Genomic DNA, 22,049 nt, shown 5'->3' on the forward strand with positions numbered 1-22,049 from the left:
GCCGGGGGCGCTGACGCGTCCCCGGCCGCAGCTGGGTGATCAGATCACTTGGGCGAGCTGGGCGACGTCACCGTGAGGGTGCCGGCGATGATCTCGCTCTGGAGCTTCGCGAGCTCGTCGGTCAGACCGGCCGGGAGCTTGCTCGTGAAGTCGTGGAAGTCGGCGAGACCGACACCACCGTTGGCGAGCGTGCCCACGTACGGGGTCGGGTCGTACTTGCCCGCGGCCGCCGCGATCACCGTGTCGCGCACGGCGTTGTCGACGTGCTTGGTGATCGAGGTGAGCAGCACCGAGGCGACCGAGGGGTCGGCGACGGCGAGGTCGGAGTCGACACCGAGCATGACGGTGTTCTTGCCCGACTCCTTGATCGCCTGAGCGGCGCTCTGGTAGATCGGTCCGCCGACGGGGAGGATCACGTCGACACCCTGGTCGAGGATGCTCTTCGCGGTCTGCTTCGCGGTGTCGTTCGCCTCGAAGCCGCCGGTGAAGACGCCCTTCTGCGAGGCGACGTCCCAGCCGAACGTCTGGACGTTCGCGCCCTTGTCGGTGTTGTACTTCTGCACGCCGTCGATGAAGCCGTCCATGAAGATCGTCACCGGCGGGATCTGCATGCCGCCGAAGGTGCCGACCTTGTTCACGCCGTCCTGCGCCGACCACGCGGCGGCGGCGTAGCCCCCGAGGTAGCCCGCCTCGACCGTGTTGAACAGCAGCGGCTTGATGTTGGGGGCATCCGTCTTGCCGTCGTTGTTGAGGTCGGCGCTGTCGTCGACGATCGCGTACTGCAGGTTCGGGTTCGCGAGGGCGGACTTCACGGTGTCGGCGGCCAGGTTGAAGCCGACCGAGATGATCAGCGTGCAGTTCGCGGCGACGAGGCTCTCGAGGTTGGGCGCGTAGTCGTTCGCGGAGCTCGACTGCACCTCGACCGGGGTGACACCCAGGGTCGCGGCAGCCTCGTCGAGACCCTTCTTGGCGTACTCGTTGAACGACTTGTCGTTCCAGCCGCCCGCGTCGGAGACGATGCACGGCTTGAAGCCCGCGACAGCGGGAGCGGTGGTGGTGCTGGTGGCCGTCGGCGCGGATCCGCAGCCGGCGAGAGCCACGAGAAGCCCGGCGGCGGTGGCTGCGCCGGCGATCTTCTTGGTGGTTGAGATGGTCACTCGTTCCTCCATAATCGGTACCCCGCGGATGTCGCGGGGAGTCGGGACGAGTCGAAGTTACCTATCGCGTCGGGCGAATTGTTGTCCTGGCCAACACCTGGTACGGAATGGTTACAAACACTTAACAGAACGCCGCGAAATGCTCATGCGCGCCATCGGGCCGCGCTCGGACCGCTCGGTCAGAGCACGTCGCCCTGACCGCTGAGCTTGAGGGCGTCGACGATCCCCTTCACCTTCTGCGCGTGCTCGCTCGTGGTCACCAGCAGCGCGTCCTCGGTGTCGACGACCACGATGTCCTGCACGCCGATGACGCTGATGACCCGAGAGGTCTGCGAGACGACGATCCCGCTCGACGCGTCGGCGAGGATGCGGGCGTTCTCCCCCAGAATCGCGAGCTCGTTCTTGCGGCCGCTGCTGTTGAGCTTGGCGAGGCTGGCGAAATCGCCCACGTCGTCCCAGTCGAAATGGCCGGGCACGACGGCGAGTCGCCCCTTCGCGGCGGCGGGCTCGGCGACCACGTAGTCGATCGCGATCTTCTTCAGGCGCGGCCAGACGCGGTCGACGGCGGGGCCTCGACGATCACGGTCGTCCCACGCCTCCGCGAGCTCGATGAGTCCGGCGTGCAGCTCGGGCTCGTTCGCCTCGATCTCGGCGAGGAGCACGTCAGCCCGGGAGATGAACATGCCCGCGTTCCAGAGGTAGCCGCGATCGGCGAAGTAGCCGCGCGCGGTCTCCGCGTCGGGCTTCTCGACGAACGCGTCGACCAGTGCCGCCTCCGGAGCACCGGCGACGGTCAGCATCTGACCCTTGCGGATGTACCCGAAACCGACCGACGGCTCGGTCGGCTGGATGCCGATCGTGCACACGTATCCCTCGCGCGCGACGGCGACGGCCTGCTCCACGGCCCAGGTGAACACCGGGAGCACCTTGATGACGTGGTCGGCCGCGAACGATCCGATGATGACGTCGGGCTCCCGACGCACGAGGATGGCGGCGGCGAGCCCGATGGCGGCGGTCGAGTCGCGTGGTTCCGACTCGAGGATGACGTTGCGGTCGAGCACGCCGGGAAGCTCGGCCTCCACCGCCGCGCGATGCGCACGCCCGGTGACGACGGCGATGCGGTCGTGTCCGGCGAGCGGCTCGAGACGGTTCCAGGTGTCGCGGAGCAGGGTGTGCCCCGACCCGGTCAGGTCGTGGAGGAACTTGGGTGCGTCGGCACGCGACAGCGGCCAGAGACGTGATCCCACCCCTCCGGCGGGGATGACGGCGTAGAAGTCGGGGATCGGCTCGGTCATGGCCACAGAGTAGCGGTGTCGGATGACGCTCCCGTTTATCTCGATATCAAGACAGTTAGGTCTGCCTAACGCGAACCGATGCACATGCTCGGCATAGGATGAGACCCAGCGCCCGAGTGACGCCAGGGGGCTCTGCCTCCGGGGGCAACGTCTGCCCCGACCGTGTTCGAACAGGGAGGACCGTCGTGTCTGCACCAGCGCGTGTCACGCCGCAGATCTCGGAAACCACATCGAAAGTCCCGCGCGGAACGCTGTACCGCGGACACGAGGGCATGTGGTCGTGGGTACTGCACCGGATCACCGGCGTCTCGATCTTCTTCTTCCTGCTGGTGCACATCCTCGACACCGCGCTCATCCGGGTCTCCCCCGATGCGTACAACGCGGTGATCGGCACCTACAAGAACCAGGTCATGGGCGTCGGCGAGACGATCCTGGTCGCCGCGATCACCTACCACGCGTTCAACGGCCTGCGCATCATCCTGGTCGACGCCTGGTCGAAGGGCGCCAAGTACCAGCGTCAGCTGTGGTGGGTCGTGCTGGTGATCTGGCTGATCACGATGCTCGGCTTCGCGCCCATCCACCTCATGAACGTCTTCTCGGCGACGGGAGGGGGGCACTGATGACCGCCATCGCCGACCCGCGCGCCCCGCACACCGCGCCGCGCCGCACGGGCCTCAACCTCGAGAAGTGGGGCTGGATCTACATGCGCGTCTCGGGCGTGCTGCTGATCGTGCTCATCTTCGGCCACCTGTTCGTGAACCTCCTCACGGGCGAAGGCATCCACCAGATCGACTTCGCGTTCGTCGGCGGGAAGCTCTCCTCGCCGTTCTGGCAGTGGTGGGACGTGCTGATGCTGTGGCTGGCCCTCATCCACGGCGCCAACGGCATGCGCACAGTGACCAACGACTACGTCACCCACAACGGCGTGCGACGCACGCTCATCTGGGCGATCTGGCTCGTCGCGGCCTTCCTCATCCTCCTCGGCACGCTCGTCGTCTTCACATTCGACCCGTGCCCGGCCGGCGCCGCCGCCAACCTTCTCCCCGACTTCTGCAGCGCTTCCTGAGCCTCACCGATTGCGATCATGACGACTGACACCGCCTCCGACACCGCGCCCGTCCTGAAGGACGGGGTCTACTACCACCAGTTCGACATCGTCATCGTGGGCGCCGGTGGCGCCGGCATGCGCGCGGCGATCGAGGCCGGTCCGGGCGCCCGCACGGCGGTCATCTCGAAGCTCTACCCGACGCGCTCCCACACGGGTGCGGCGCAGGGCGGCATGGCGGCGGCGCTCGCCAACGTCGAAGAGGACTCGTGGGAGTGGCACACCTTCGACACTGTCAAGGGCGGCGACTACCTCGTCGACCAGGATGCGGCCGAGATCCTCGCGAAGGAGGCCATCGACGCCGTCATCGACCTCGAGAACATGGGCCTGCCGTTCAACCGCACGCCCGAGGGCAAGATCGATCAGCGCCGGTTCGGCGGCCACACCGCCGACCACGGCAAGACCCCCGTGCGCCGCGCCTGCTACGCGGCCGACCGCACGGGTCACATGATCCTGCAGACGCTGTTCCAGAACTGCGTGAAGCTCGGCATCAACTTCTTCAACGAGTTCTACGTGCTCGACCTCGTGACGGTGAAGGATGCGGACGGCTCGACGAAGGTCGCGGGCGTGGTCGCCTACGAGCTCGCCACGGGCGACCTGCACGTGTTCCAGTCGAAGGCCGTGATCTTCGCGACCGGCGGCTTCGGCAAGATCTTCAAGACCACCTCCAACGCCCACACCCTCACGGGCGACGGCGTCGGCATCATCTGGCGCAAGGGCCTGCCGCTGGAGGACATGGAGTTCTTCCAGTTCCACCCGACCGGCCTCGCCGGCCTCGGCATCCTCCTCACCGAGGGCGCTCGCGGCGAGGGCGCCATCCTGCGCAACGTGTCGGGTGAGCGCTTCATGGAGCGCTACGCCCCCACGATCAAGGACCTCGCGCCGCGCGACATCGTGAGCCGCTGCATGGTGCAGGAGGTCGCGGAGGGCCGCGGCGCCGGTCCTCACCGCGACTACGTGCTGCTGGACTGCACCCACCTCGGCGCCGAGGTGCTCGAGACGAAGCTCCCCGACATCACCGAGTTCGCCCGCACCTACCTGGGTGTCGACCCGGTGGTCGAGCCCGTTCCCGTGATGCCGACCGCGCACTACGCGATGGGCGGCATCCCGACGAACAACAACGCCGAGGTGCTCAGCGACAACACGACCGTCGTGCCGGGCCTCTACGCCGCCGGCGAGTGCGCGTGCGTGTCGGTGCACGGCTCGAACCGCCTCGGCACCAACTCGCTGCTCGACATCAACGTGTTCGGCAAGCGCGCCGGCCGCAATGCCGTCGAGTACGTCAAGACCGCCGATTTCGTCGCCCTCCCCGAGGACCCCGCGAAGGAGGTGCGCGAGCTCATCGAGGGCCTGCGCACGAACGAGGGCACCGAGCGCATCGCGGTGCTGCGCAAGACGCTGCAGGACGAGATGGACCGCAAGGCGCAGGTGTTCCGCACCGACGAGTCGCTCGGCGAGGTGCTGGAGGTCATCGAGGAGCTGCGCGAGCGCTTCAAGAACGTGCACGTCGACGACAAGGGCAAGCGGTACAACACCGACCTGCTCGAGGCCGTCGAGCTCGGATTCCTCCTCGACATCGCCGAGGTCGTCGTCGTCACCGCGAAGAACCGCAAGGAGAGCCGCGGCGGTCACATGCGCGACGACTTCCCGAAGCGCGACGACGAGAACTACATGCAGCACACGATGGCCTACCTCTCGGGCGACCCGCACTCGTCGAGCCCGGAGGACCACATCGCGCTCGGCTGGAAGCCGGTCGTCTTCACGAAGAACGAGGCCGGCGAGTTGCGTTATCCCCCGCTGGAGAGGAAGTACTGATGTCCACCGCTCTCGTCGATCCCGACGCCGTCGCGAACCTCGAAGAGGCGGACGACACCGGCATCCAGGCGTTCCTGGTCACCTTCATCGTGCGTCGATTCAATCCTGAGGTCGACGAAGAGCCGCGCTGGGTGGACTACGACGTCGAGGTCTACTCGACCGACCGCGTCCTCGACGCGCTGCACAAGATCAAGTGGGAGGTCGACGGCTCGCTGAGCTTCCGCCGCTCGTGCGCCCACGGCATCTGCGGTTCGGACGCGATGCGCATCAACGGCCGCAACCGCCTCGCCTGCAAGACCCTGATCAAGGACCTCGACATCTCGAAGCCGATCTACGTCGAGGCGATCAAGGGCCTGCCGCTGGAGAAGGACCTCATCGTCGACATGGAGCCGTTCTTCGCCTCCTACCGCGAGGTGCAGCCGTTCCTCATCTCCAACTCGCTCCCCGAGAAGGGCAAGGAGCGCGTGCAGTCGATCGTCGACCGCGAGCGCTTCGACGACACGACCAAGTGCATCCTGTGCGCCGCGTGCACCTCGTCGTGCCCGGTGTTCTGGACCGACGGCCAGTACTTCGGACCGGCGGCGATCGTCAACGCGCACCGCTTCATCTTCGACTCGCGCGACGACGCGGGCGACGTGCGTCTCGACATCCTCAACGACAAGGAGGGCGTGTGGCGCTGCCGCACGACCTTCAACTGCACCGAGGCGTGCCCCCGCGGCATCCAGGTGACGCAGGCGATCGCCGAGGTCAAGCAGGCGGTTCTGCGCGGCAAGCCGTGAGGTGATGGCGGTGCCGCTCGCTCCTTCCCCCGGCAGTGAGCGGATGCCGCGCGCCTCCCGCGTGGCGGTGACCGCCGCCTACGCGACGCAGGGTCTCGGCTACGCGGTGGTCGTCACGTCGTTGCCGACGTTGAAGAACCGGCAGCAGATCGACGACACGGTCGTGAATCTGATCATCCTGGGGGTGTGCGTCGCCGCCGCCGGCGGATCGGTGCTCGCCGGAGCCCTCGCGACACGGTTGGGCGCGCGCGTGGCGCTCTCGACGGGGTTCGTGCTGCAGGCGATAGCGCTTCCGGCGGCGGCGCTGCCCGTGCCGTTCCCGGTGTTCGTGGCGGCCTTCGTCGTCTACGGCGTGGGTCTCGGATGCGTCGACGCGGCGTCGGCGATGCAGGGCGTCGTGGTGCAGCGCGCGTACGGCCGATCCCTGCTCGGCGGGTTCTTCGCCGCGTACACGGCCGCCGCGATCGTCGGCGCCCTGCTGGTGTCGGCCTTCTCGCTGACCCCGACGACCGCTGGTGTCGCGCTCGTCGTGGCGGCGGCGATCGCGCTGCTCGTCGCCCTCGCGGGGCTGCGCTTCTTCGCCCGCGAGGCGGCGCCCGAGACCGCTGTCGCCGCGGAGCGCACCGCGCTCCCGCACCGCGCGATCTGGGCGCTCGGATTCATCATCCTGGCCGCGTTCACCGTCGACTCGGCGGTGAGCACCTGGAGCTCGATCCTCCTCACGGACAACCTCGGCACGACACTTGCGGTCGCCCCGCTCGGCTACGCGCTGTACCAGGTGGTGATCCTGGTGACCCGCCTCGTGACCGACCGCCTGCTCGGCACGCTCCCTCGCGCCACGGTGGCAGCCGCCGCGCTCATCGTGTCGGTTATCGGATGCCTCGTCGTCTCGCTCATCCCGGCGGGAGGTGCCGCGATCGCGGGCTTCGCCCTGGCCGGTGTGGCGGTCGGCGCCCTCGTGCCGATCACGTTCGGCGCGACCGGCGAGCTCGATCCCGCGCGCAGCGACGAGATCATCGCGCGGGTCAACCTCTTCAACTACGCCGGCGCGATCGCTGGCGCCGTGCTGGTCGGGTTCCTCGGCGACGTCTTCGGGCTGGCGCTCGGATTTCTGCTGCCCGCGGTGGCCCTCGCCGCCGTGCTGCCGGTGCTCCGACGACTGCGGCGGCCCGCGGCATCCGTCACCGCGGCTGACGCTGGCTAGTCTGGGTCCGTGACCACCGACCGGGGTCGGACCGACCCGGCCGACGAGGAGCGCGAGCTCGCCGAGCGTGTGCGCGCCCGCCTGCAGGACGCGCAGCGGGTCGTGCGGGAGCGTCTCGACGAGCCGATCGCCCAGGCGACGCGGGTCACACGGCGCACGCTCGGGTGGTTCCCCGTGCGGGTGTGGCGGCTCTTCCTGCAGCGCAACGGCCTGCTGCTCGCCGCCGGAATGAGCTATCAGTCGCTGTTCGCGATCTTCGCGGTGCTCTACCTCGCGTTCGCCGCCGTGGGTCTGTGGCTCGGCGGCTCTCCCCAGGCCGTGCAGGGTCTCATCGACCTCATCAACCGGTACATCCCCGGTCTCATCGGCGGCGAGTCGAGTCTGGTCAGCACCGACCAGGTGCAGGATGTCGCGAGCGGCGGGCGCGGCCTGCTGGGTGTGACCGGCGCCGTGGCCGCGATCGTCGTCATCTGGACCGCGATCGGTTTCGTGACCTACGCGCGCCGCGCGGTGCGCGACATCTTCGGCCTGCCCTACGACTCGAGGTCGTACGTGCTGCTGAAGGCACGCGACTTCCTCGCGGCGCTGGTGTTCGGCGTCGCGCTCCTGCTCGGCGCCGTGGTCGGTTCGTTCACGACCTGGGCGATCGATCTCGTGTGGTCGCTGCTCGGGCTGGACGGTGATTCGTTCTGGTCGAGCGTGAGCGTGCGCGGCGCGTCTCTGCTCGTCGCCTTCGTCATCAACTCGGCCGCCCTCGCGGCCCTCTACCGGTTCCTGATCGGCGCCGCGCTGCGATGGCGACGCATTCTGCCGGGGTCGCTCATGGGCGGCGCTGCGCTCGCGATCGTGCAGCTCGGCGCCGGGCTGCTGCTGCTCTACGCCCCGCGCAATCCGCTGCTCGCGACGTTCACGGCCTTCATCGGATTCCTGCTCCTGTTCCGGGTGGTCGGCGTGGTCATCCTCGTGGCCTCGGCGTGGATCGCTGTCGCCGCCGCCGACCGCCACGTCGCGATCGTGCCGACCTCCGACGCCGAGCGACGCGCGATCGAGCGTGAGGCTCGGCTGGTCGTCGCACGGGTCGACCTGCGGCGCGCACGCCAGGAGCAGACCGAGGCTCCCTGGTGGCGCAGTCGTGCCGCACGCCGCCGGGTCGCACAGGCCGAACTCGAGGTGGAGCAGCTCGAGGCCGAGGACGGCGAGGACGTCGGAGGCCGCCGCTAGGGTGGAGCCCGTGCCCCGCTCCGTCCGCATCGCCAGTGTCAACGTCAACGGCATCCGGGCGGCCGTGCGCAACGGCATGACCGGCTGGCTCGACGGTGCCGGCGTCGACATCCTCACGCTGCAAGAGGTGCGCGCCGAAACGACGCACATCACCGAGCTGCTGCCCGGGTGGCACATCGTGCATGACGAGTCGCTCAGCAAGGGGCGATCGGGGGTCGCGGTACTGTCCCGCATCCCTGCGGCCGCATCGCGCATCGACCTCGGCGAGGGCGTGGACTCCCGGGGGCGCTGGATCGAGGCCGACCTCGAGGTCGACGGCGAGACCGTCACCGTCGTGAGCGCCTACGTGCACTCCGGGGAGGACGGCACCCCGCGCCAGGACGCGAAGTACGGCTTCCTCGACGCGATGACCGAGCGCATGTCGCGCCTCGCCGCCGGCGGTGCGCTCGTGCTCGTCACGGGCGATCTGAACGTCGGCCACCGCCCGCTCGACATCAAGAACTGGCGAGGGAACCAGAAGAAGGCCGGCTTCCTGCTGAAGGAGCGGGCCTATGTCGACCGGTTCCTCGGCGACGAGGGCGCACAGGTCGTCGGTGTCGACGGCTCGACCGGCACCGGTCTCGGCTGGGTCGACATCGGCCGCCGTCATGCGGGAGAGGTCGAGGGTCCGTACACGTGGTGGTCGAACCGCGGTCAGGCGTTCGACAATGACACCGGCTGGCGCATCGACTACCACCTGGCGACCGCCGCGCTCGCGGCACGCGAGAGCGGCTACCACGTGGCGCGGGCGGCGACCTACGCCGAGCGGTGGAGTGATCACGCCCCGGTCGTCGCCGACTACGCGATCGGTCGCTGAGAGCGCACTGTCGTCATCTCGGCCCTGCCGATGCGGGGCCCGCCGCCGTCCGCATGCCGCGGGGCGCGGCATCCGACCGCCCTAGAATCGGGGAGTGACCAAAGCGCGTCTGTACTCGGGAATGCAGCCCTCCGCCGACTCTCTGCAGGTCGGCAACTACATCGGGGCCCTCCTGCAGTGGCGCGACCTTCAGGAGTCGTACGACGCGTACTTCTCGGTGGTCGACCTGCACGCGCTGACGCAGCCGTTCGACCCCGCCGAGATGCGTGAGAAGACCCGCCGAACGGCCGCGCAGTACATCGCGGCGGGCATCGAGCCCGCCAAGTCGACGCTGTACGTGCAGTCGCACGTCACCGCGCACGCCGAGCTCGCGTGGGTGCTCGGCACCCTCACCGGCTTCGGCGAGGCGAGCCGCATGACGCAGTTCAAGGACAAGTCGCAGCGCTACGGCACCGACGGCACCACGGTCGGACTCTTCACCTACCCGGTGCTGATGGCCGCCGACATCCTGCTCTTCCAGGCGTCGGTCGTGCCCGTCGGCGACGACCAGAAGCAGCACGTCGAACTCACCCGCGACCTCGCGGAGCGCTTCAACTCGAGGTTCGGCGAGACCTTCACCGTGCCCGTGCCGATGATCCAGCAGGAGACCGCACGCATCTACGACCTGCAGAACCCGACCGCGAAGATGTCGAAGTCGGCAGAGTCCGACGCGGGCGTGCTGTGGCTGCTCGACGAGCCGTCGGTGTCGGCCAAGAAGGTCATGCGCGCGGTGACGGACTCCGAGGGCTCGGTGCGCTACGACCGGGAGAACAAGCCCGGCGTCTCGAACCTGCTCGTGATCTACGCGGCCCTCACCGGACGCCAGATCCCCTCGATCGAGGACGAGTACGCGGGTCGTGGCTACGGCGACTTCAAGAAGGGCCTCGCCGAGGTCGTGGTGTCGGAGTTCGGTCCGGTGCGCGAGCGTGCGCTGGCGCTGCTGTCCGACGAGGCCGAGCTCGACCGGGTGCTCGCGGCCAACGCCGAGCGTGCGGCATCCGTCGCCGACGCGACCCTCGACGCGGTCTACGACAAGATCGGCCTGCTGCGCCGCCGGTGAGCCACCCGCCGCGGCGCGTCAGGACGCGCGCGCGGCGTTCGCGGCGATGCGTCCGACCAGGTCGTCCCAGACGGGGCGTGCGATCTCGTGGCCGAGTCCGGGGTAGATGTGCAGCCGCGCGCCCGGAATCGCGGCGGCCAACTCGACCGACCCGGCCGCGTCGATCTGCTGATCAGCATCACCGGCGAGCACGACGGTCGGGGTTGTGATCGCCGCGACCGCATCGAGCCGGTCCCCCCTCGCCCGGATCGCGGCCCGTTGCCGCGCCGCGCCGTCCGGCTCCCAGCCGCGATCCCACACGGTGCCGGCGAGTTCGGTGAGCCACGAGGTGTCCTGCGGGTAGACCCTCGACGCGCAGGTCGCCTCACCGCGCACGTAGTACGGGATGAACCGCTCCCGGGTGGTCGGCGCGAGCGGGTCCGGGAGCACGCTCTCCTCGTCGAGCACGTCGGCGCGCAGCAGGTGCCGAGGCGAGGCGGTCGTGTAGAGGAGGGCGAGAGACCGCACGCGTTCGGGATGCCGCAGCGCGAGCTCCTGCGCCACCATCCCGCCCATCGACTGGCCGACGACGTGGGCGGCCGCGATGCCGCGGTCGTCGAGGAGCGCCTCGAGGTCATCGGCCAGGTCGCCGATGGTGTACCCGCCGGCCGGGAAGCGCTGCGAGAGGCCGACGTCGCGATTGTCGTAGCGGAGGACCCGGAACCCGGCGTCCGCCAGCAGGCGCGTGAACCCGGGCGCCCAGCCCACGAGCTGCGACCCCAGCCCCTGGATCAGCACGAGCGGCGGGTCGTCGGCGCGCCCGGTCTCATCCCATCCGATGGCGCCGCGCGCGGTCAGCGAGAGCGGCATCCGTGCACGTCCTTCACGGGGCGATCGTAGCGAGCCCCCGCATTCCCTGCACGCACCCCGCCGCTACTCTCGGGGCATGACCCCCGTCACGCTCCACACCGCCCGGCTCACGCTCTCGCCTCCGACGTCCGACGATGTCGACGCGATCTTCGCGGCCTGCCAGGACCCCGACGTGCAGCGCTACACGACCGTGCCGACGCCCTACCTGCGCGAGCACGCGGTCGGGTTCGTCGAGAAGGCCGCCGGGTGGTGGGAGGACGGCACGGAGCTCACCTGGGGCATCCGTCACGACGACGAGCTCGTGGGCATGATCGGTCTGCACCGCGTCGCGCGCGGAAACGCCGAGATCGGCTACTGGATGGCCCCGGGCGGCCGGCGCCGCGGGTTCCCGACGGAGGCCGCGCGCGAGGTCATCGCGTTCGGCTTCGCCGCCGACGGCGCGGCGCTGTCCCGCATCGAATGGCGGGCGGTCGTCGGCAACATCGGCTCCGCACGCCTCGCCCGCGCCGTGGGCATCCGCTACGAGGGCCTTCTGCGCCAGTCGTTGCTCAACGGCGCCGGCGAGCGCTTCGACGCCTGGGCCGGCGGGCTGCTCGCGAGCGATGATCGGATGCCGCGGCCCTGGCCGCCGCTCGGGGACTGACCCGCTGGCATCCACCCGTGCGAGGATGGCCGCATGCCGGAGATGCCGGAGGTGCAGGGGCTCGTCGAGTTTCTCGACGGGCGGCTGCGTGGGCGCACCTTCAGCACCGTGCGGGTGACGGCCGTCGCCGCGCTGAAGACGTTCGATCCGCCGGTGCATGCCTTGGAGGGAGCCGTCGTGTCGGGCGTGGCGCGGCACGGCAAGTTCCTCGACATCGCGGCCACCGCGGCAGCGGGCGACCTGCATCTCGTGTTCCACCTCGCCAAATCGGGGTGGCTGCGCTGGTACGACGCACTCCCGGCGACAGTGATCCGCCCGGGCCGCAGCCCGATCGCCCTGCGGGTCGGCTTCGACGACGGCTCCGGGTTCGATCTCACCGAGGCGGCGACCAAGAAGTCGCTGTCGGTGTCGGTGGTGCGCCGCCCCGCTGACGTACCGCAGGTCGCGACCCTCGGGCCCGACCCCCTCGATGCCGCGTTCGATCGCGACGCCTTCGTGGCGCTGCTCTCCGGCCGTCGCACGCAGATCAAGGGGCTCCTGCGCGATCAGGCGACGATCGCGGGCATCGGCAACGCCTACTCCGACGAGATCCTGCACGCCGCGCACCTGTCGCCCTACGCGATCGCCGCGACCCTCGACGAGGCGACGGTCGCCCGGCTCTACGACGCGATGGTCGCGACCCTCGCCGAGGCGGTGGCCGAGGCATCCGGAAAGCCCCCGGCCGACCTGAAGGACGCCAAGCGGCGTGGCATGAAGGTGCACGGCCGGCGCGGCGAGACCTGCCCGGTCTGCGGCGACACGGTGCGGTCGGTGTTCTTCGCCGAGCGCTCGCTCGAGTACTGCCCGACGTGTCAGACCGGCGGCACGCCGCTCGCCGACCGGCGGATGTCGCGGCTGCTGCACTGAGCGGATGCTGCGGGTCCCCACATGTCGCGGAATGAATCCGTGTCGGAGGCGTTCAGTACACTCGAGTACAGCAACGTGCTCCGGGGTCGGTGAGAATCCGAACCGGCGGTGACAGTCCGCGAGCCGCGACTTCCGTGCCACATCGGCACCGTCGCGGTCGACCCGGTGGAATTCCGGGACCGACGGTGATGAGGCGCTCAGGCGTATCTAGTCCGGATGGGAGGAGGCACGCGCACCACGGTGCGCTCGTCGACCCTGCCCGGAGTCCACACCGACAGGACGAGACGACATGAGCACGACCCCCGCCGAACACGCGGCGATGCAACGTGCCCTCGCACTCGCCGCCGAAGGCCCGCGCGGCGTCAACCCGCAGGTCGGCGCCGTGATCCTCTCCCCCACCGGCGACGTGCTCGCCGAGGGCTTCCACCGCGGCGCCGGAACCGCGCACGCCGAGGTCGACGCGCTCTCGCGGCTCGCCCCGGGCGAGGCGCAGGGTGCGACAGCGATCGTCACTCTCGAGCCGTGCAACCACACCGGCCGCACCGGCCCCTGCGCGCAGGCGCTGCTCGCCGCCGGCGTCGCCCGCGTGGTGTACGCGCTCCCCGATCCGACCGAGAACGCCCACGGCGGGGGCGACACCCTGCGCGACGGCGGCGTCGACGTGGAGTCGGGCCTCGAGGCGGATGCCGCGGCATCCCTGCTCGACTCGTGGCTGACCGTGCAGCGGCTCGGCCGTCCGCACGTCACCGTCAAGTGGGCGCAGTCGCTCGACGGCCGCGCAGCCGCCGCCGACGGCACGAGCCGCTGGATCACGGGAGCCGCAGCGCGCGCCGACGTGCACCGTCGCCGCGCCGAGGCCGACGCGATCGTGGCCGGCATCGGCACGATCCTCGTCGATGACGCGGCCCTCACCGCCCGTCACCCCGACGGCACCCTCTACGACCACCAGCCGTTGCCGGTCGTGCTCGGCGCCCGAATCGTGCCCGACCGTGCGCTCGTGCGCGCGCACCCGCGCGGATTCCTGCAGCGCGACGGTCACAACCTCTTCGGCGAGCACCCCGGCGACGACCGCGCCGCATCCGTGCTGTCCGAGCTGCGCGACCGCGGCGTGCAGCGCGTGTTCGTCGAGGGCGGCCCGACGATCGCGAGCGCGTTCCTGCGCGCCGGGCTCGCCGACGAGGTGCTCGCCTACATCGCCCCGACGCTCATCGGTGCGGGCTCCGACGGGCGGGACAACCCCGCACTGCGGGTGATCGGCGTCGACACGATCGCCGACCAGCGCCGCCTCGCCCTCACCCACCTCGAGCGGCTCGGCGACGACCTGCTGGTCGTCGCGGTGCCCGCGGCATCCGAGACCACCTCTGAGAAGGAGAGCTGATGTTCACCGGCATCGTGGAAGAGATCGGCACCGTGACGGATGTCTCGCCCTCGGGCGACGGCGCACGGTTCACCGTGCGGGCGCCCGCGGCGGTGTCCGACGCGCACCACGGCGACTCGATCGCGATCTCGGGCGTGTGCCTCACCGTCATCGACCAGGGCGACGACTGGTTCACCGCCGACGTGATGCGCCAGACGCTCGACGTCACGACCCTCGCGGGCGTCGGCGCCGGCACCCCCGTCAACGTCGAGCGCGCGACGAGCGCGGGCGGACGCCTGGGCGGCCACATCGTGCAGGGCCACGTCGACGGCACCGGCGCACTGCTCGAGGTGCGCCCGGGCGCCCAGTGGCGCGTGCTGCGCATCTCGCTGCCCACCGAGCTCGCGCCCCTCGTCGTCGACAAGGGATCGATCGCGGTCGACGGCACGTCCCTGACCGTGAGCGCGGTCAGCGAGCCCGCGGCACCCGTCCCCTGGTTCGAGGTCTCGCTCATCCCCGAGACCCTGGAGGCGACGACGCTCGGCCGCCGCGCTGTCGGCGACGCGGTGAACCTCGAGACCGACATCCTCGCCCGCCACGTGCGCCGACTGCTGGCCTTCCCGGCCGCCGGCGCCCCGATCACCCCCGCTGCGTCCCCCGAAGAAGGAGGCTCCCGATGAGCCTGTCGACCATTCCCGAAGCCCTCGAAGCCCTGCGTCAGGGCAAGCCCGTCATCGTCGCCGACGATGAGAACCGCGAGAACGAGGGCGACGCGATCATCTCCGCCGCCCTCGCGACCCCGGAGTGGATCGCGTGGATCGTGCGCCACTCCAGCGGATTCATCTGCGCCCCGCTCCCCGGCGAGTGGGCCGACCGCCTCGACCTGCCCCCGATGGTGCCGGTCAACCAGGACGCCCGCGGCACCGCCTACACGGTCAGCGTCGACGCCGCCGACCGCCAGTCGACGGGCATCAGCGCCTCGGACCGCGCGCACACCCTCAACGTGCTGGCCGACGCCGCGTCGACGCCGTCGAGCGTCATCCGCCCCGGCCACATCCTGCCGCTGCGCGCCGTCGACGGCGGCGTGCGCGAGCGCGCCGGTCACACCGAGGCAGCTGTCGACCTGATGCGCCTCGCCGGGCTCCCCCCGGTCGGCGGCATCTGCGAGATCGTGTCCGACGACGGCAGCATGATGCGACTGCCCGGGCTGCTCGAGCTCGGCGAGACCGACGGTCTGCCGGTGATCACGATCGAGCAGCTGATCGCCTATCTCGACGAGGTCGAGCCGACGGATGCCGCGGCCTCCGGCCCGCGCCGTCGCGTCAGTCTGCGCGCCGAGGCGCTCGTGCCGACGTCACACGGCGTGTTCCGCTTCCTCGCCTACCGCGACCGCATCAGCGGCACCGACCACCTCGCCGTGGTCTCGGGCGAGCTCACCGAGGAGGCCCCGCTGGTGCGCGTGCACTCCGAGTGCCTCACGGGCGAGGCGTTCGGCTCGCTCAAGTGCGAGTGCGGCCCGCAGCTCGACGCCGCCCTCGACGTCATCGAGCAGGACGGCGGCATCGTCATCTACATGCGCGGCCACGAGGGTCGCGGGATCGGCCTCATCAACAAGCTGCGCGCGTACAGCCTGCAGGAGCGCGGACTCGACACCGTCGACGCGAACCTCGCCCTGGGGCTCCCGGCCGACGCCCGCGACTACGCGGCGGCCGCCGGCATCCTCTCGGACCTCGGCGTCGCGCGCGTACGGCTGTTGACGAACAACACCGACAAGGTCGCGCAGCTGCGCCGCCTGGGCGTCGACGTCGTCGAGCAGGTTCCGCTGATCGTCGGGGTCGGGCCCGCGAACCAGGGCTACCTCGAGACCAAGCGCGACCGCATGGGTCACATCATCGCCGACGGCGCTCTCGCCGAGGCGCTCGCCACCACCGCCGCCCACCAGGCGGCCCCCAGCACCGAGGAGAACGCCCGATGAGCGGACACGGCGCCCCGCGCACCGCCGATCAGATCGACGCGACCGGCATCGAGGTCGTCGTCATCGCCGGCACGTGGCACGAGACGATCACCGACGGACTCATCGCCGGAGCGGCCCGCACGCTCGACGCCGCCGGCGCCACCTGGCGCCTCGTGCGGGTGCCCGGGTCGTTCGAGCTTCCCGTGGTCGCTCAGGCCGCACTCACGAGCGGAGCCGACGCGGTCGTCGCCCTCGGGGTGATCATCCGCGGCGGGACCCCGCACTTCGACTTCGTCGCGTCGGCCGCGACCGACGGGCTCACCCGCGTCGCGCTCGACACCGGGAAGCCGGTCGGGTTCGGGGTGCTCACCCTCGACGACGAACAGCAGGGCATCGACCGCGCGGGCCTCCCCGGGTCGACCGAGGACAAGGGCGCCGAGGCGGCGGATGCCGCGCTGCGCACCGCGCTCACGCTGCGCGAGCTGCGCGGGGCCTGACACGGATCGGCGTCGCGCGCCGAGGGGCGCGACGCCGAACGGGCCTCAGGGCTTCCAGATCATCAGCACGACGATCGCGACGAGCAGCAGGGTGACCACACCGCTGACGCCGGCGATCGCGCCGTAGCCGGCGGGCTTCGCCGCGGCATCCGCCCCCGCCGCCTCGATGGCGTCGGCCCCGGCGCGCAGGCGCGGGACGAGCAGGAACACCGCCAGCAAGAACGCGACGGCGTACAGGATGATCGAGATCAGGATCCACGGGGTCGTGAACGTCAGCTGATACTTCGGATCGGCCATGCCCATGGCGCCGAACCCGAAGACGAACGTAAGCAACGACAGCCATGCGAAGACCATCGTCGAAGTGGCGAGGGTGCGCACCGAGTCGACGTTGCGGATGCGCAGCGCCCGCAGGGCGGTGTGCGGGAGGATCGCGAGCGGTCCGACGATGAAGACGGCCGTGCCGACGTGCAGGATTCCGAGAAGCGTGTCCATACCTTCATCGTAGGTGAAGGTATCGCTGGAGCCGCTCCCCGGACGGTGGGGACCGCGAATCCGACAGGTGTCGCCGAAGAGTAGGCTGAACACCTGGTCCGCGTCACCCATCCCGTGGCGCCCCGGTCCCGGCCCTCGCACACCCGCGAGGTGCGTCGCCTCCGGCACCGCTCCCCTCCTCCCTTCTCTGTACGCAGGTTTTGCATGTCTACGGCTGTCTCGTCCGCACCTTCCTCCGCTCCCGCACCCGCCAATCCGCGCTCGCGCGTCATCACGGCGAGCCTCATCGGCACCACGATCGAGTTCTACGACTTCTACGCGTACGCCACGGCGGCGGTGCTCGTGTTCCCGGTGCTGTTCTTCCCCACCGGCAACGACACCGCGTCGCTGCTCGCCTCGTTCGGCGTCTTCGGCGCCGCGATGGTCGCACGACCCATCGGCGCCGTCGTGTTCGGCCACTTCGGCGACCGGTTCGGCCGCAAGGCCACCCTCGTCACGTCGCTGCTCACGATGGGCATCGCGACGTTCCTCATCGGCTGCCTGCCCACCTTCAACCAGATCGGCGTCTGGGCGGCCGTGCTGCTGCTGATCCTCCGCCTCGCGCAGGGCTTCGCGCTCGGCGGGGAGTGGTCGGGCGCTGCCCTCGTGGCCACCGAGAACGCACCCGCCGGCAAGCGTGCCTGGTACGGCACCTTCCCGCAGCTGGGCGCCCCCATCGGCTTCATCATCGCCAACGGCGTGTTCCTGGTCATCAACTTCGCCCTGCCCCACCCCGACGGCGGCGCGCAGCGCTCGGAGGCCTTCCTCAGCTGGGGATGGCGCGTGCCGTTCCTCTTCTCCGCCGTCATGGTCATCATCGGCCTGTGGGTGCGTCTGCGTCTGGTCGAGTCGGAGACGTTCACGAAGGCCGAGAAGACCGGCGCGATCCGCAAGTTCCCGCTCGGCGAGGTGCTGCGGCGCCACTGGTGGCACCTGGTGCTCGGCACGTTCATCATGCTGGCGACCTACGTGCTCTTCTACCTGATGACGAGCTTCACCCTCTCGTACGGCACCAAGGCCACTCTCGCGACGGCGAGCGCGGCCGCACAGAAGGCCGCGGAGGCGGCCGGCAAGGTGTTCGATCCCGCGGCGTTCGCCGCGAGCTATGTGCCCGGCCAAGGCTTCGCCTACACCGACTTCGTCATCATGCAGATCATCGGCGTGGTCTTCTTCGGCATCTTCACGCTGATCTCCGGCCCCCTCGCCGACGCGATTGGACGCCGCAAGCTGCTGATCTGGGTGACGGTCGGCATCATCGTGTTCGGCCTCACCTTCTCGGTGTTCCTCGCGCCGTACGCCGACCCGAAGCTCACCGGGGCGCTCACGCAGGCGTTCCTCGTGTTCGGCTTCGTGCTGATGGGCTCGACCTTCGGCCCGATGGGCGCGATCCTGCCGGAGCTGTTCCCCACGAACGTGCGCTACACGGGCTCGGCGATCTCGTACAACGTGTCGTCGATCCTCGGCGCCGCGCTCGCCCCCATCGTGGCGGTGGCCCTCTGGGCCGCGGCGGGCGGTTCGCCGTGGCTCGTCGGGCTGTATCTGACCGGATGCTCCGTGCTCACCCTCATCGCGCTGCTCCTGTCGCGCGAGACGAAGGACGCCTCGTACGACGACAACATCGGCGTGGGATCGACGGGTTCCCTCTGAACCGCACACCACGACAGAACGCGGATGCCGCGGGGCCGGGCGCCCCGCGGCATCCGCGTTCTGTGCGACGTCAGTCGAGGAACAGCGCGCGCAGTCGCGTCGTGGTGAAGACGAGCCCGACGGTGATCATCGCCACGAAGTAGCCGACGTGGATGAGCATCGCCGGGGTGAGGATGCCGGTGGTGAGCCCGCGGATGAGCTCGACGCCGTGCCACAGCGGGAACGCCTGCACGATCCACTGCACCGGCTCGGGGTAGACCGACAGCGGGAAGAACGTCGCCGAGAACAGGAACATCGGCAGCAGCACGAAGTTGATCCAGTCCATCTGCTGGAAGGTCTTCATGTAGCTCGTGACCGCCATGCCGACGCTCGCGAACCCGAACGCGATCAGCAGCACCGCGGGGAGGGCGAGGAGCGCGGTGAACGAGAGATTGAGCCCGAGCACCTGCATGATCACCATGAAGCCGCAGGCGTAGAGGAGCCCCCGCAGCAGCGCGTAGAGGATCTCGCCGAGCGCGACGTCGAGCGGGCCGAGAGATGTGGCCAACATGCCCTCGTAGAGCTTGCCGTAGTTCATCTTGAAGAAGACGTTCCACGTCGAGTCGTAGATGGCACCGTTCATCGCCGACACCGCGAGGAGTGCCGGGGCGATGTAGGCGGCGTACGCGACGCTCTGGCCGTTGACCGTGACACCCGGGATGAGGGAGCCGAGTCCGACGCCCATCGCGAGCAGATAGAAGACGGGCTCGAAGAAGCCGGAGAGCACGACCACCCAGCTCGACGATCGCGCCGAGAGCAGACCGCGCTGCACGACAGACTGCGGGTTGCCGGCCCAGAGGGCTCGCACGCTGCCGGCGCGCACGGGTGCGGAGGCGACGGTGCTTGTCATCGCGAGAGCCTCCGTCCGAAGAAGTGGTGCGCCGCGAGCAGGCCGACCGCAGCCAGCACCACGAGGTAGCCGAGATGCACGGCGATCAGCCACGGCTCGATCGCCCGCCCGTAGGTCACCATGCGGGAGAGCTCCGAGGCGTGCCACACCGGCGAGAGCCACCCGATCCACTGCAGCCAGCCGACGTTGCCGAGCGGGTAGAACGTGCCGGAGAACAGGAACAGCGGCATGAAGATGAACCGCTGCACGAGCGCGAACTGGCCGCGGTCGTCTTCGATGGAGGCCGCGTAGGCCATGAGGGGGGCGCCGAAGGCGAGCCCGCCGAGCACGCCGGCGATGATCGATAGCCACCCGGTCTCGGGGTGCGGCACGGCCTGGAACACCCAGATGATCACGTAGTACGCGGCAACGACGATGAACATGCGCACGCAGGCGCCGGCGGCGACGCCGTTCACGATCTGCCGGGGCGAGAGCGGCGCGGCGTTGAACCCGAAGAAGTAGCGACGCCATTTGAAGCCCGCCATCACCGGATAGGTCGACTCCTCGGATGCCACGGCGACGGCCGCGGTGACCAGCAGGGCGGGCGCGACGAACACGACGTAGCGCACGTGCTGCGTGCCGTCGTCGATCGGCACCGCGATGAGCGCGGCGAGGCCGAGGCCGAGGCCGAGCAGGTAGACGATGGGCTGCCCGATCGCGTTGACGACGATCGTCCAGCCGTACGCGCGCATGGCGCGCAGCCAGTGCTCGAGCACGAACAGGGTGCCCGCCCGCCGGGGCGTGCGACCCCAGGCGAGCGCCTCGTCGCGCAGCTCGTCGAGGGTCGGGGTGGTTCTCAGCTCGCTCATTCGACCAGCGACCGTCCGGTGAGGCGCAGGAAGACGTCCTCGAGCGACGAGCGGCGCACGAGCGAGGTGACGGGTTCGAGTCCCAGGGCGTGGATGCGCTCGAGGGCCGCCTCGCCGTCGTCGGCGTAGATGAGGATGCGGTCGGGCAGCACCTCGACGCGATCGCCGATGCCGGCCAGCTGCGGCGCGACCTGCTCGTTGCGGTCGGAGCCGAAGCGCACCTCGAGCACCTCGCGACTCGAATGCTCGCGGATGAGGGTCGCGGGCGACCCCTCGGCCATGATGCGGCCCTTGTCGACGACGACCAGGCGGTCGCACAGCTGCTCGGCCTCGTCCATGTAGTGGGTCGTCAGCACGAGAGTCGTGCCCTGCTCCTTCAGCCGGAACAGCCGGTCCCACAGCACATGGCGCGCCTGCGGGTCGAGGCCGGTCGTCGGCTCGTCGAGCAGCAGGATGCGCGGCTCGTTGATAAGAGCCCGGGCGATGGTGAGGCGGCGCTTCATGCCACCGGAGAGCTGATCGACCTTGGCGGTGGCCTTGTCCTCGAGCTGCGCGAACGAGAGCAGCTCCTCGGCGCGCTCGCGGCAGACCTTTCCCGGCAGGCCGAAGTAGCGGCCGTAGATGTAGAGGTTCTCGCGCGCGTTGAGCTCGGCGTCGAGGTTGTCCTGCTGGGGCACGACGCCCAGGCGCGAGCGGATCTCGGGTCCGTAGCGGTCGGGATCGAGCCCCAGGATGCTGAGACTCCCCCCGGTGCGCGACGACACGGCGCCGACCATCTTCATGGTGGTCGACTTGCCCGCCCCGTTCGGCCCCAACAACCCGAACGACTCCCCGGCCGTGACCTCGAAGCTGAGTCCGTCGACGGCGACGAAGTCGGGCTTGCCCTTGACGCGGTAGGACTTGGCGAGGTTCTGAGCGGTGATCACGGGGGTTGGCACGCGATCCACCGTAGCCCGCGGCGGCGACATCGCCGGGTCGATTGTGAGCGGGACCCGGTGCGGGGCGATACTCGTGAGCGGTGCCGCATCCCCCGAGGCGCCCGTCGGGCGCGTGGGGGCGCCGGCCGAGACCGATGAGGAAGTCATGTCCGCACCCGCCACCCCGCGTCGCAGCCCGTTCGCCCGTCCGTCGAAGGACGACGGTCCGCGCGCGAGCGTGCGGCAGCTCCTCCCCTTCCTCGCCGACCACCGCGGCACCCTCATCGCCGTCGCGCTGCTGAGCGTCGTCGGCGCGGTGACCACGCTCGCCCAGCCGCTCGTCGTGCAGCAGGTGATCGCCGAGGTGCAGTCGGGCACCGGGCTCGGCCCGCTCGTCTGGGCCATCGTGGCGCTCGTCGTCGTGACGTCGCTCATCTCCGGGTACCAGCACTATCTGCTGCAGCGCACCGGCACCGCGGT

The 22,049-nt window shown here is 70.1% G+C and carries 22 protein-coding genes, 1 pseudogene and 1 riboswitch; of the genes and pseudogenes, 16 read left to right on the forward strand and 7 right to left on the reverse strand.

The features are described from left to right. Positions 1-44: 44 nt before the first annotated feature. Both BGO15_RS10855 and BGO15_RS10860 read right to left on the reverse strand, forming a co-directional pair. Entirely contained in the window at positions 45-1,157 is a 1,113-nt protein-coding gene (locus tag BGO15_RS10855; RefSeq protein WP_056207933.1) for a BMP family lipoprotein, read from the reverse strand. 179 nt (positions 1,158-1,336) lie between these two features. Next, entirely contained in the window at positions 1,337-2,452 is a 1,116-nt protein-coding gene (locus BGO15_RS10860) for a mannose-1-phosphate guanylyltransferase (protein ID WP_056208014.1), read from the reverse strand. Positions 2,453-2,637: 185 nt separating this feature from the next. On the opposite strand from BGO15_RS10860, the gene sdhC reads away from it, so the two are divergent. The 8 genes from sdhC to trpS all read left to right on the forward strand — a co-directional run bounded on the left by sdhC (position 2,638) and on the right by trpS (position 10,531). Then, a complete protein-coding gene (sdhC, locus tag BGO15_RS10865) occupies positions 2,638-3,072 on the forward strand; it encodes a succinate dehydrogenase, cytochrome b556 subunit (protein WP_235557364.1) in 435 nt (144 codons plus the stop codon). Next, on the forward strand, positions 3,072-3,518 hold the full coding sequence (sdhD, locus tag BGO15_RS10870) for a succinate dehydrogenase, hydrophobic membrane anchor protein (protein WP_045248231.1): 447 nt from the start codon (positions 3,072-3,074) through the stop codon (positions 3,516-3,518). Before sdhC ends, sdhD begins: the two co-directional genes overlap by 1 nt. Positions 3,519-3,536: 18 nt before the next feature. Next, a complete protein-coding gene (gene sdhA, locus BGO15_RS10875) occupies positions 3,537-5,372 on the forward strand; it encodes a succinate dehydrogenase flavoprotein subunit (protein ID WP_045248230.1) in 1,836 nt (611 codons plus the stop codon). Further along, positions 5,372-6,151 carry a succinate dehydrogenase iron-sulfur subunit gene (locus tag BGO15_RS10880; protein WP_056207928.1) on the forward strand — a complete coding sequence of 260 codons (780 nt, stop codon included), beginning with the start codon at positions 5,372-5,374 and terminating at the stop codon, positions 6,149-6,151. Before sdhA ends, BGO15_RS10880 begins: the two co-directional genes overlap by 1 nt. Before the next feature lie 10 nt (positions 6,152-6,161). After that, a complete protein-coding gene (locus BGO15_RS10885) occupies positions 6,162-7,355 on the forward strand; it encodes an MFS transporter (RefSeq protein WP_235557363.1) in 1,194 nt (397 codons plus the stop codon). Positions 7,356-7,364: 9 nt separating this feature from the next. After that, positions 7,365-8,576, forward strand: coding sequence for a YihY/virulence factor BrkB family protein (locus BGO15_RS10890; protein WP_235557362.1), 1,212 nt, complete (start codon positions 7,365-7,367; stop codon positions 8,574-8,576). Between the two features lie 10 nt (positions 8,577-8,586). Then, positions 8,587-9,432, forward strand: a complete 846-nt coding sequence (locus BGO15_RS10895) for an exodeoxyribonuclease III (RefSeq protein WP_056518675.1) — start codon at positions 8,587-8,589, stop codon at positions 9,430-9,432. Between the two features lie 94 nt (positions 9,433-9,526). Then, a complete protein-coding gene (gene trpS, locus BGO15_RS10900) occupies positions 9,527-10,531 on the forward strand; it encodes a tryptophan--tRNA ligase (RefSeq protein WP_048808893.1) in 1,005 nt (334 codons plus the stop codon). A gap of 18 nt (positions 10,532-10,549) precedes the next feature. Here the strand turns inward: trpS and BGO15_RS10905 are convergent, their stop codons facing one another. Continuing rightward, entirely contained in the window at positions 10,550-11,380 is an 831-nt protein-coding gene (locus tag BGO15_RS10905; protein WP_056518653.1) for an alpha/beta fold hydrolase, read from the reverse strand. 76 nt (positions 11,381-11,456) lie between these two features. Between BGO15_RS10905 and BGO15_RS10910 the strand changes: the two genes are divergently transcribed. From BGO15_RS10910 to ribH, 6 genes are all read left to right on the forward strand, one after another. Continuing rightward, the gene (locus tag BGO15_RS10910) at positions 11,457-12,023 is read left to right on the forward strand and encodes a GNAT family N-acetyltransferase (protein ID WP_056207922.1); all 567 of its coding nucleotides are present in this window, start codon (positions 11,457-11,459) and stop codon (positions 12,021-12,023) included. 33 nt (positions 12,024-12,056) lie between these two features. Next, a complete protein-coding gene (locus tag BGO15_RS10915) occupies positions 12,057-12,929 on the forward strand; it encodes an Fpg/Nei family DNA glycosylase (RefSeq protein WP_056207920.1) in 873 nt (290 codons plus the stop codon). 72 nt (positions 12,930-13,001) lie between these two features. Beyond that, positions 13,002-13,162: riboswitch (FMN riboswitch) on the forward strand. A gap of 56 nt (positions 13,163-13,218) precedes the next feature. Beyond that, on the forward strand, positions 13,219-14,307 hold the full coding sequence (gene ribD, locus BGO15_RS10920) for a bifunctional diaminohydroxyphosphoribosylaminopyrimidine deaminase/5-amino-6-(5-phosphoribosylamino)uracil reductase RibD (protein ID WP_056207916.1): 1,089 nt from the start codon (positions 13,219-13,221) through the stop codon (positions 14,305-14,307). Continuing rightward, entirely contained in the window at positions 14,307-14,966 is a 660-nt protein-coding gene (locus tag BGO15_RS10925) for a riboflavin synthase (RefSeq protein ID WP_056207914.1), read from the forward strand. The genes ribD and BGO15_RS10925 overlap by 1 nt, the downstream gene beginning before the upstream one ends. After that, positions 14,963-16,261, forward strand: coding sequence for a GTP cyclohydrolase II (ribA, locus tag BGO15_RS10930; protein ID WP_045248221.1), 1,299 nt, complete (start codon positions 14,963-14,965; stop codon positions 16,259-16,261). The genes BGO15_RS10925 and ribA overlap by 4 nt, the downstream gene beginning before the upstream one ends. Beyond that, entirely contained in the window at positions 16,258-16,737 is a 480-nt protein-coding gene (ribH, locus tag BGO15_RS10935) for a 6,7-dimethyl-8-ribityllumazine synthase (protein ID WP_045248220.1), read from the forward strand. Before ribA ends, ribH begins: the two co-directional genes overlap by 4 nt. A gap of 45 nt (positions 16,738-16,782) precedes the next feature. On the opposite strand, the gene BGO15_RS10940 is transcribed toward ribH, so the two are convergent. After that, complete coding sequence (locus BGO15_RS10940; protein ID WP_056207911.1) at positions 16,783-17,229, reverse strand: DUF2269 family protein; 447 nt, start codon at positions 17,227-17,229, stop codon at positions 16,783-16,785. Positions 17,230-17,433: 204 nt separating this feature from the next. Between BGO15_RS10940 and BGO15_RS10945 the strand changes: the two genes are divergently transcribed. After that, complete coding sequence (locus tag BGO15_RS10945) at positions 17,434-18,915, forward strand: MFS transporter (RefSeq protein WP_056518651.1); 1,482 nt, start codon at positions 17,434-17,436, stop codon at positions 18,913-18,915. Positions 18,916-18,985: 70 nt separating this feature from the next. On the opposite strand, the gene BGO15_RS10950 is transcribed toward BGO15_RS10945, so the two are convergent. From BGO15_RS10950 to BGO15_RS10960, 3 genes are read right to left on the reverse strand one after another with little or no spacing between them, the layout of a single operon-like run. Continuing rightward, a complete protein-coding gene (locus BGO15_RS10950) occupies positions 18,986-19,804 on the reverse strand; it encodes an ABC transporter permease (protein WP_056207906.1) in 819 nt (272 codons plus the stop codon). Then, complete coding sequence (locus BGO15_RS10955) at positions 19,801-20,652, reverse strand: ABC transporter permease (RefSeq protein WP_056207903.1); 852 nt, start codon at positions 20,650-20,652, stop codon at positions 19,801-19,803. Before BGO15_RS10955 ends, BGO15_RS10950 begins: the two co-directional genes overlap by 4 nt. Beyond that, positions 20,649-21,590, reverse strand: coding sequence for an ABC transporter ATP-binding protein (locus BGO15_RS10960; RefSeq protein WP_056207900.1), 942 nt, complete (start codon positions 21,588-21,590; stop codon positions 20,649-20,651). Before BGO15_RS10960 ends, BGO15_RS10955 begins: the two co-directional genes overlap by 4 nt. Before the next feature lie 145 nt (positions 21,591-21,735). Here BGO15_RS10960 and BGO15_RS10965 point away from each other — a divergent pair. Then, positions 21,736-22,049, forward strand: a pseudogene (locus BGO15_RS10965) (ABC transporter ATP-binding protein); the annotation flags it as partial.

The sequence above is a fragment of the Microbacterium sp. 71-23 genome (assembly GCF_001897265.1).
Taxonomy (GTDB): Bacteria; Actinomycetota; Actinomycetes; order Actinomycetales; family Microbacteriaceae; genus Microbacterium; species Microbacterium ginsengisoli.

What these genes read in the sequence shown, in the direction of transcription:
- sdhA (WP_045248230.1), top strand. Translation starts at nt 3,537, where the DNA reads ATGACGACTGACACCGCCTCCGACACCGCGCCCGTCCTGAAGGACGGG.
- BGO15_RS10940 (WP_056207911.1), bottom strand. Translation starts at nt 17,229, where the DNA reads ATGGACACGCTTCTCGGAATCCTGCACGTCGGCACGGCCGTCTTCATC.
- BGO15_RS10925 (WP_056207914.1), top strand. Translation starts at nt 14,307, where the DNA reads ATGTTCACCGGCATCGTGGAAGAGATCGGCACCGTGACGGATGTCTCG.
- BGO15_RS10905 (WP_056518653.1), bottom strand. Translation starts at nt 11,380, where the DNA reads ATGCCGCTCTCGCTGACCGCGCGCGGCGCCATCGGATGGGATGAGACC.
- ribA (WP_045248221.1), top strand. Translation starts at nt 14,963, where the DNA reads ATGAGCCTGTCGACCATTCCCGAAGCCCTCGAAGCCCTGCGTCAGGGC.
- BGO15_RS10950 (WP_056207906.1), bottom strand. Translation starts at nt 19,804, where the DNA reads ATGACAAGCACCGTCGCCTCCGCACCCGTGCGCGCCGGCAGCGTGCGA.
- ribD (WP_056207916.1), top strand. Translation starts at nt 13,219, where the DNA reads ATGAGCACGACCCCCGCCGAACACGCGGCGATGCAACGTGCCCTCGCA.
- sdhD (WP_045248231.1), top strand. Translation starts at nt 3,072, where the DNA reads ATGACCGCCATCGCCGACCCGCGCGCCCCGCACACCGCGCCGCGCCGC.
- BGO15_RS10880 (WP_056207928.1), top strand. Translation starts at nt 5,372, where the DNA reads ATGTCCACCGCTCTCGTCGATCCCGACGCCGTCGCGAACCTCGAAGAG.
- BGO15_RS10945 (WP_056518651.1), top strand. Translation starts at nt 17,434, where the DNA reads ATGTCTACGGCTGTCTCGTCCGCACCTTCCTCCGCTCCCGCACCCGCC.
- BGO15_RS10955 (WP_056207903.1), bottom strand. Translation starts at nt 20,652, where the DNA reads ATGAGCGAGCTGAGAACCACCCCGACCCTCGACGAGCTGCGCGACGAG.
- BGO15_RS10915 (WP_056207920.1), top strand. Translation starts at nt 12,057, where the DNA reads ATGCCGGAGATGCCGGAGGTGCAGGGGCTCGTCGAGTTTCTCGACGGG.
- BGO15_RS10910 (WP_056207922.1), top strand. Translation starts at nt 11,457, where the DNA reads ATGACCCCCGTCACGCTCCACACCGCCCGGCTCACGCTCTCGCCTCCG.
- ribH (WP_045248220.1), top strand. Translation starts at nt 16,258, where the DNA reads ATGAGCGGACACGGCGCCCCGCGCACCGCCGATCAGATCGACGCGACC.
- BGO15_RS10860 (WP_056208014.1), bottom strand. Translation starts at nt 2,452, where the DNA reads ATGACCGAGCCGATCCCCGACTTCTACGCCGTCATCCCCGCCGGAGGG.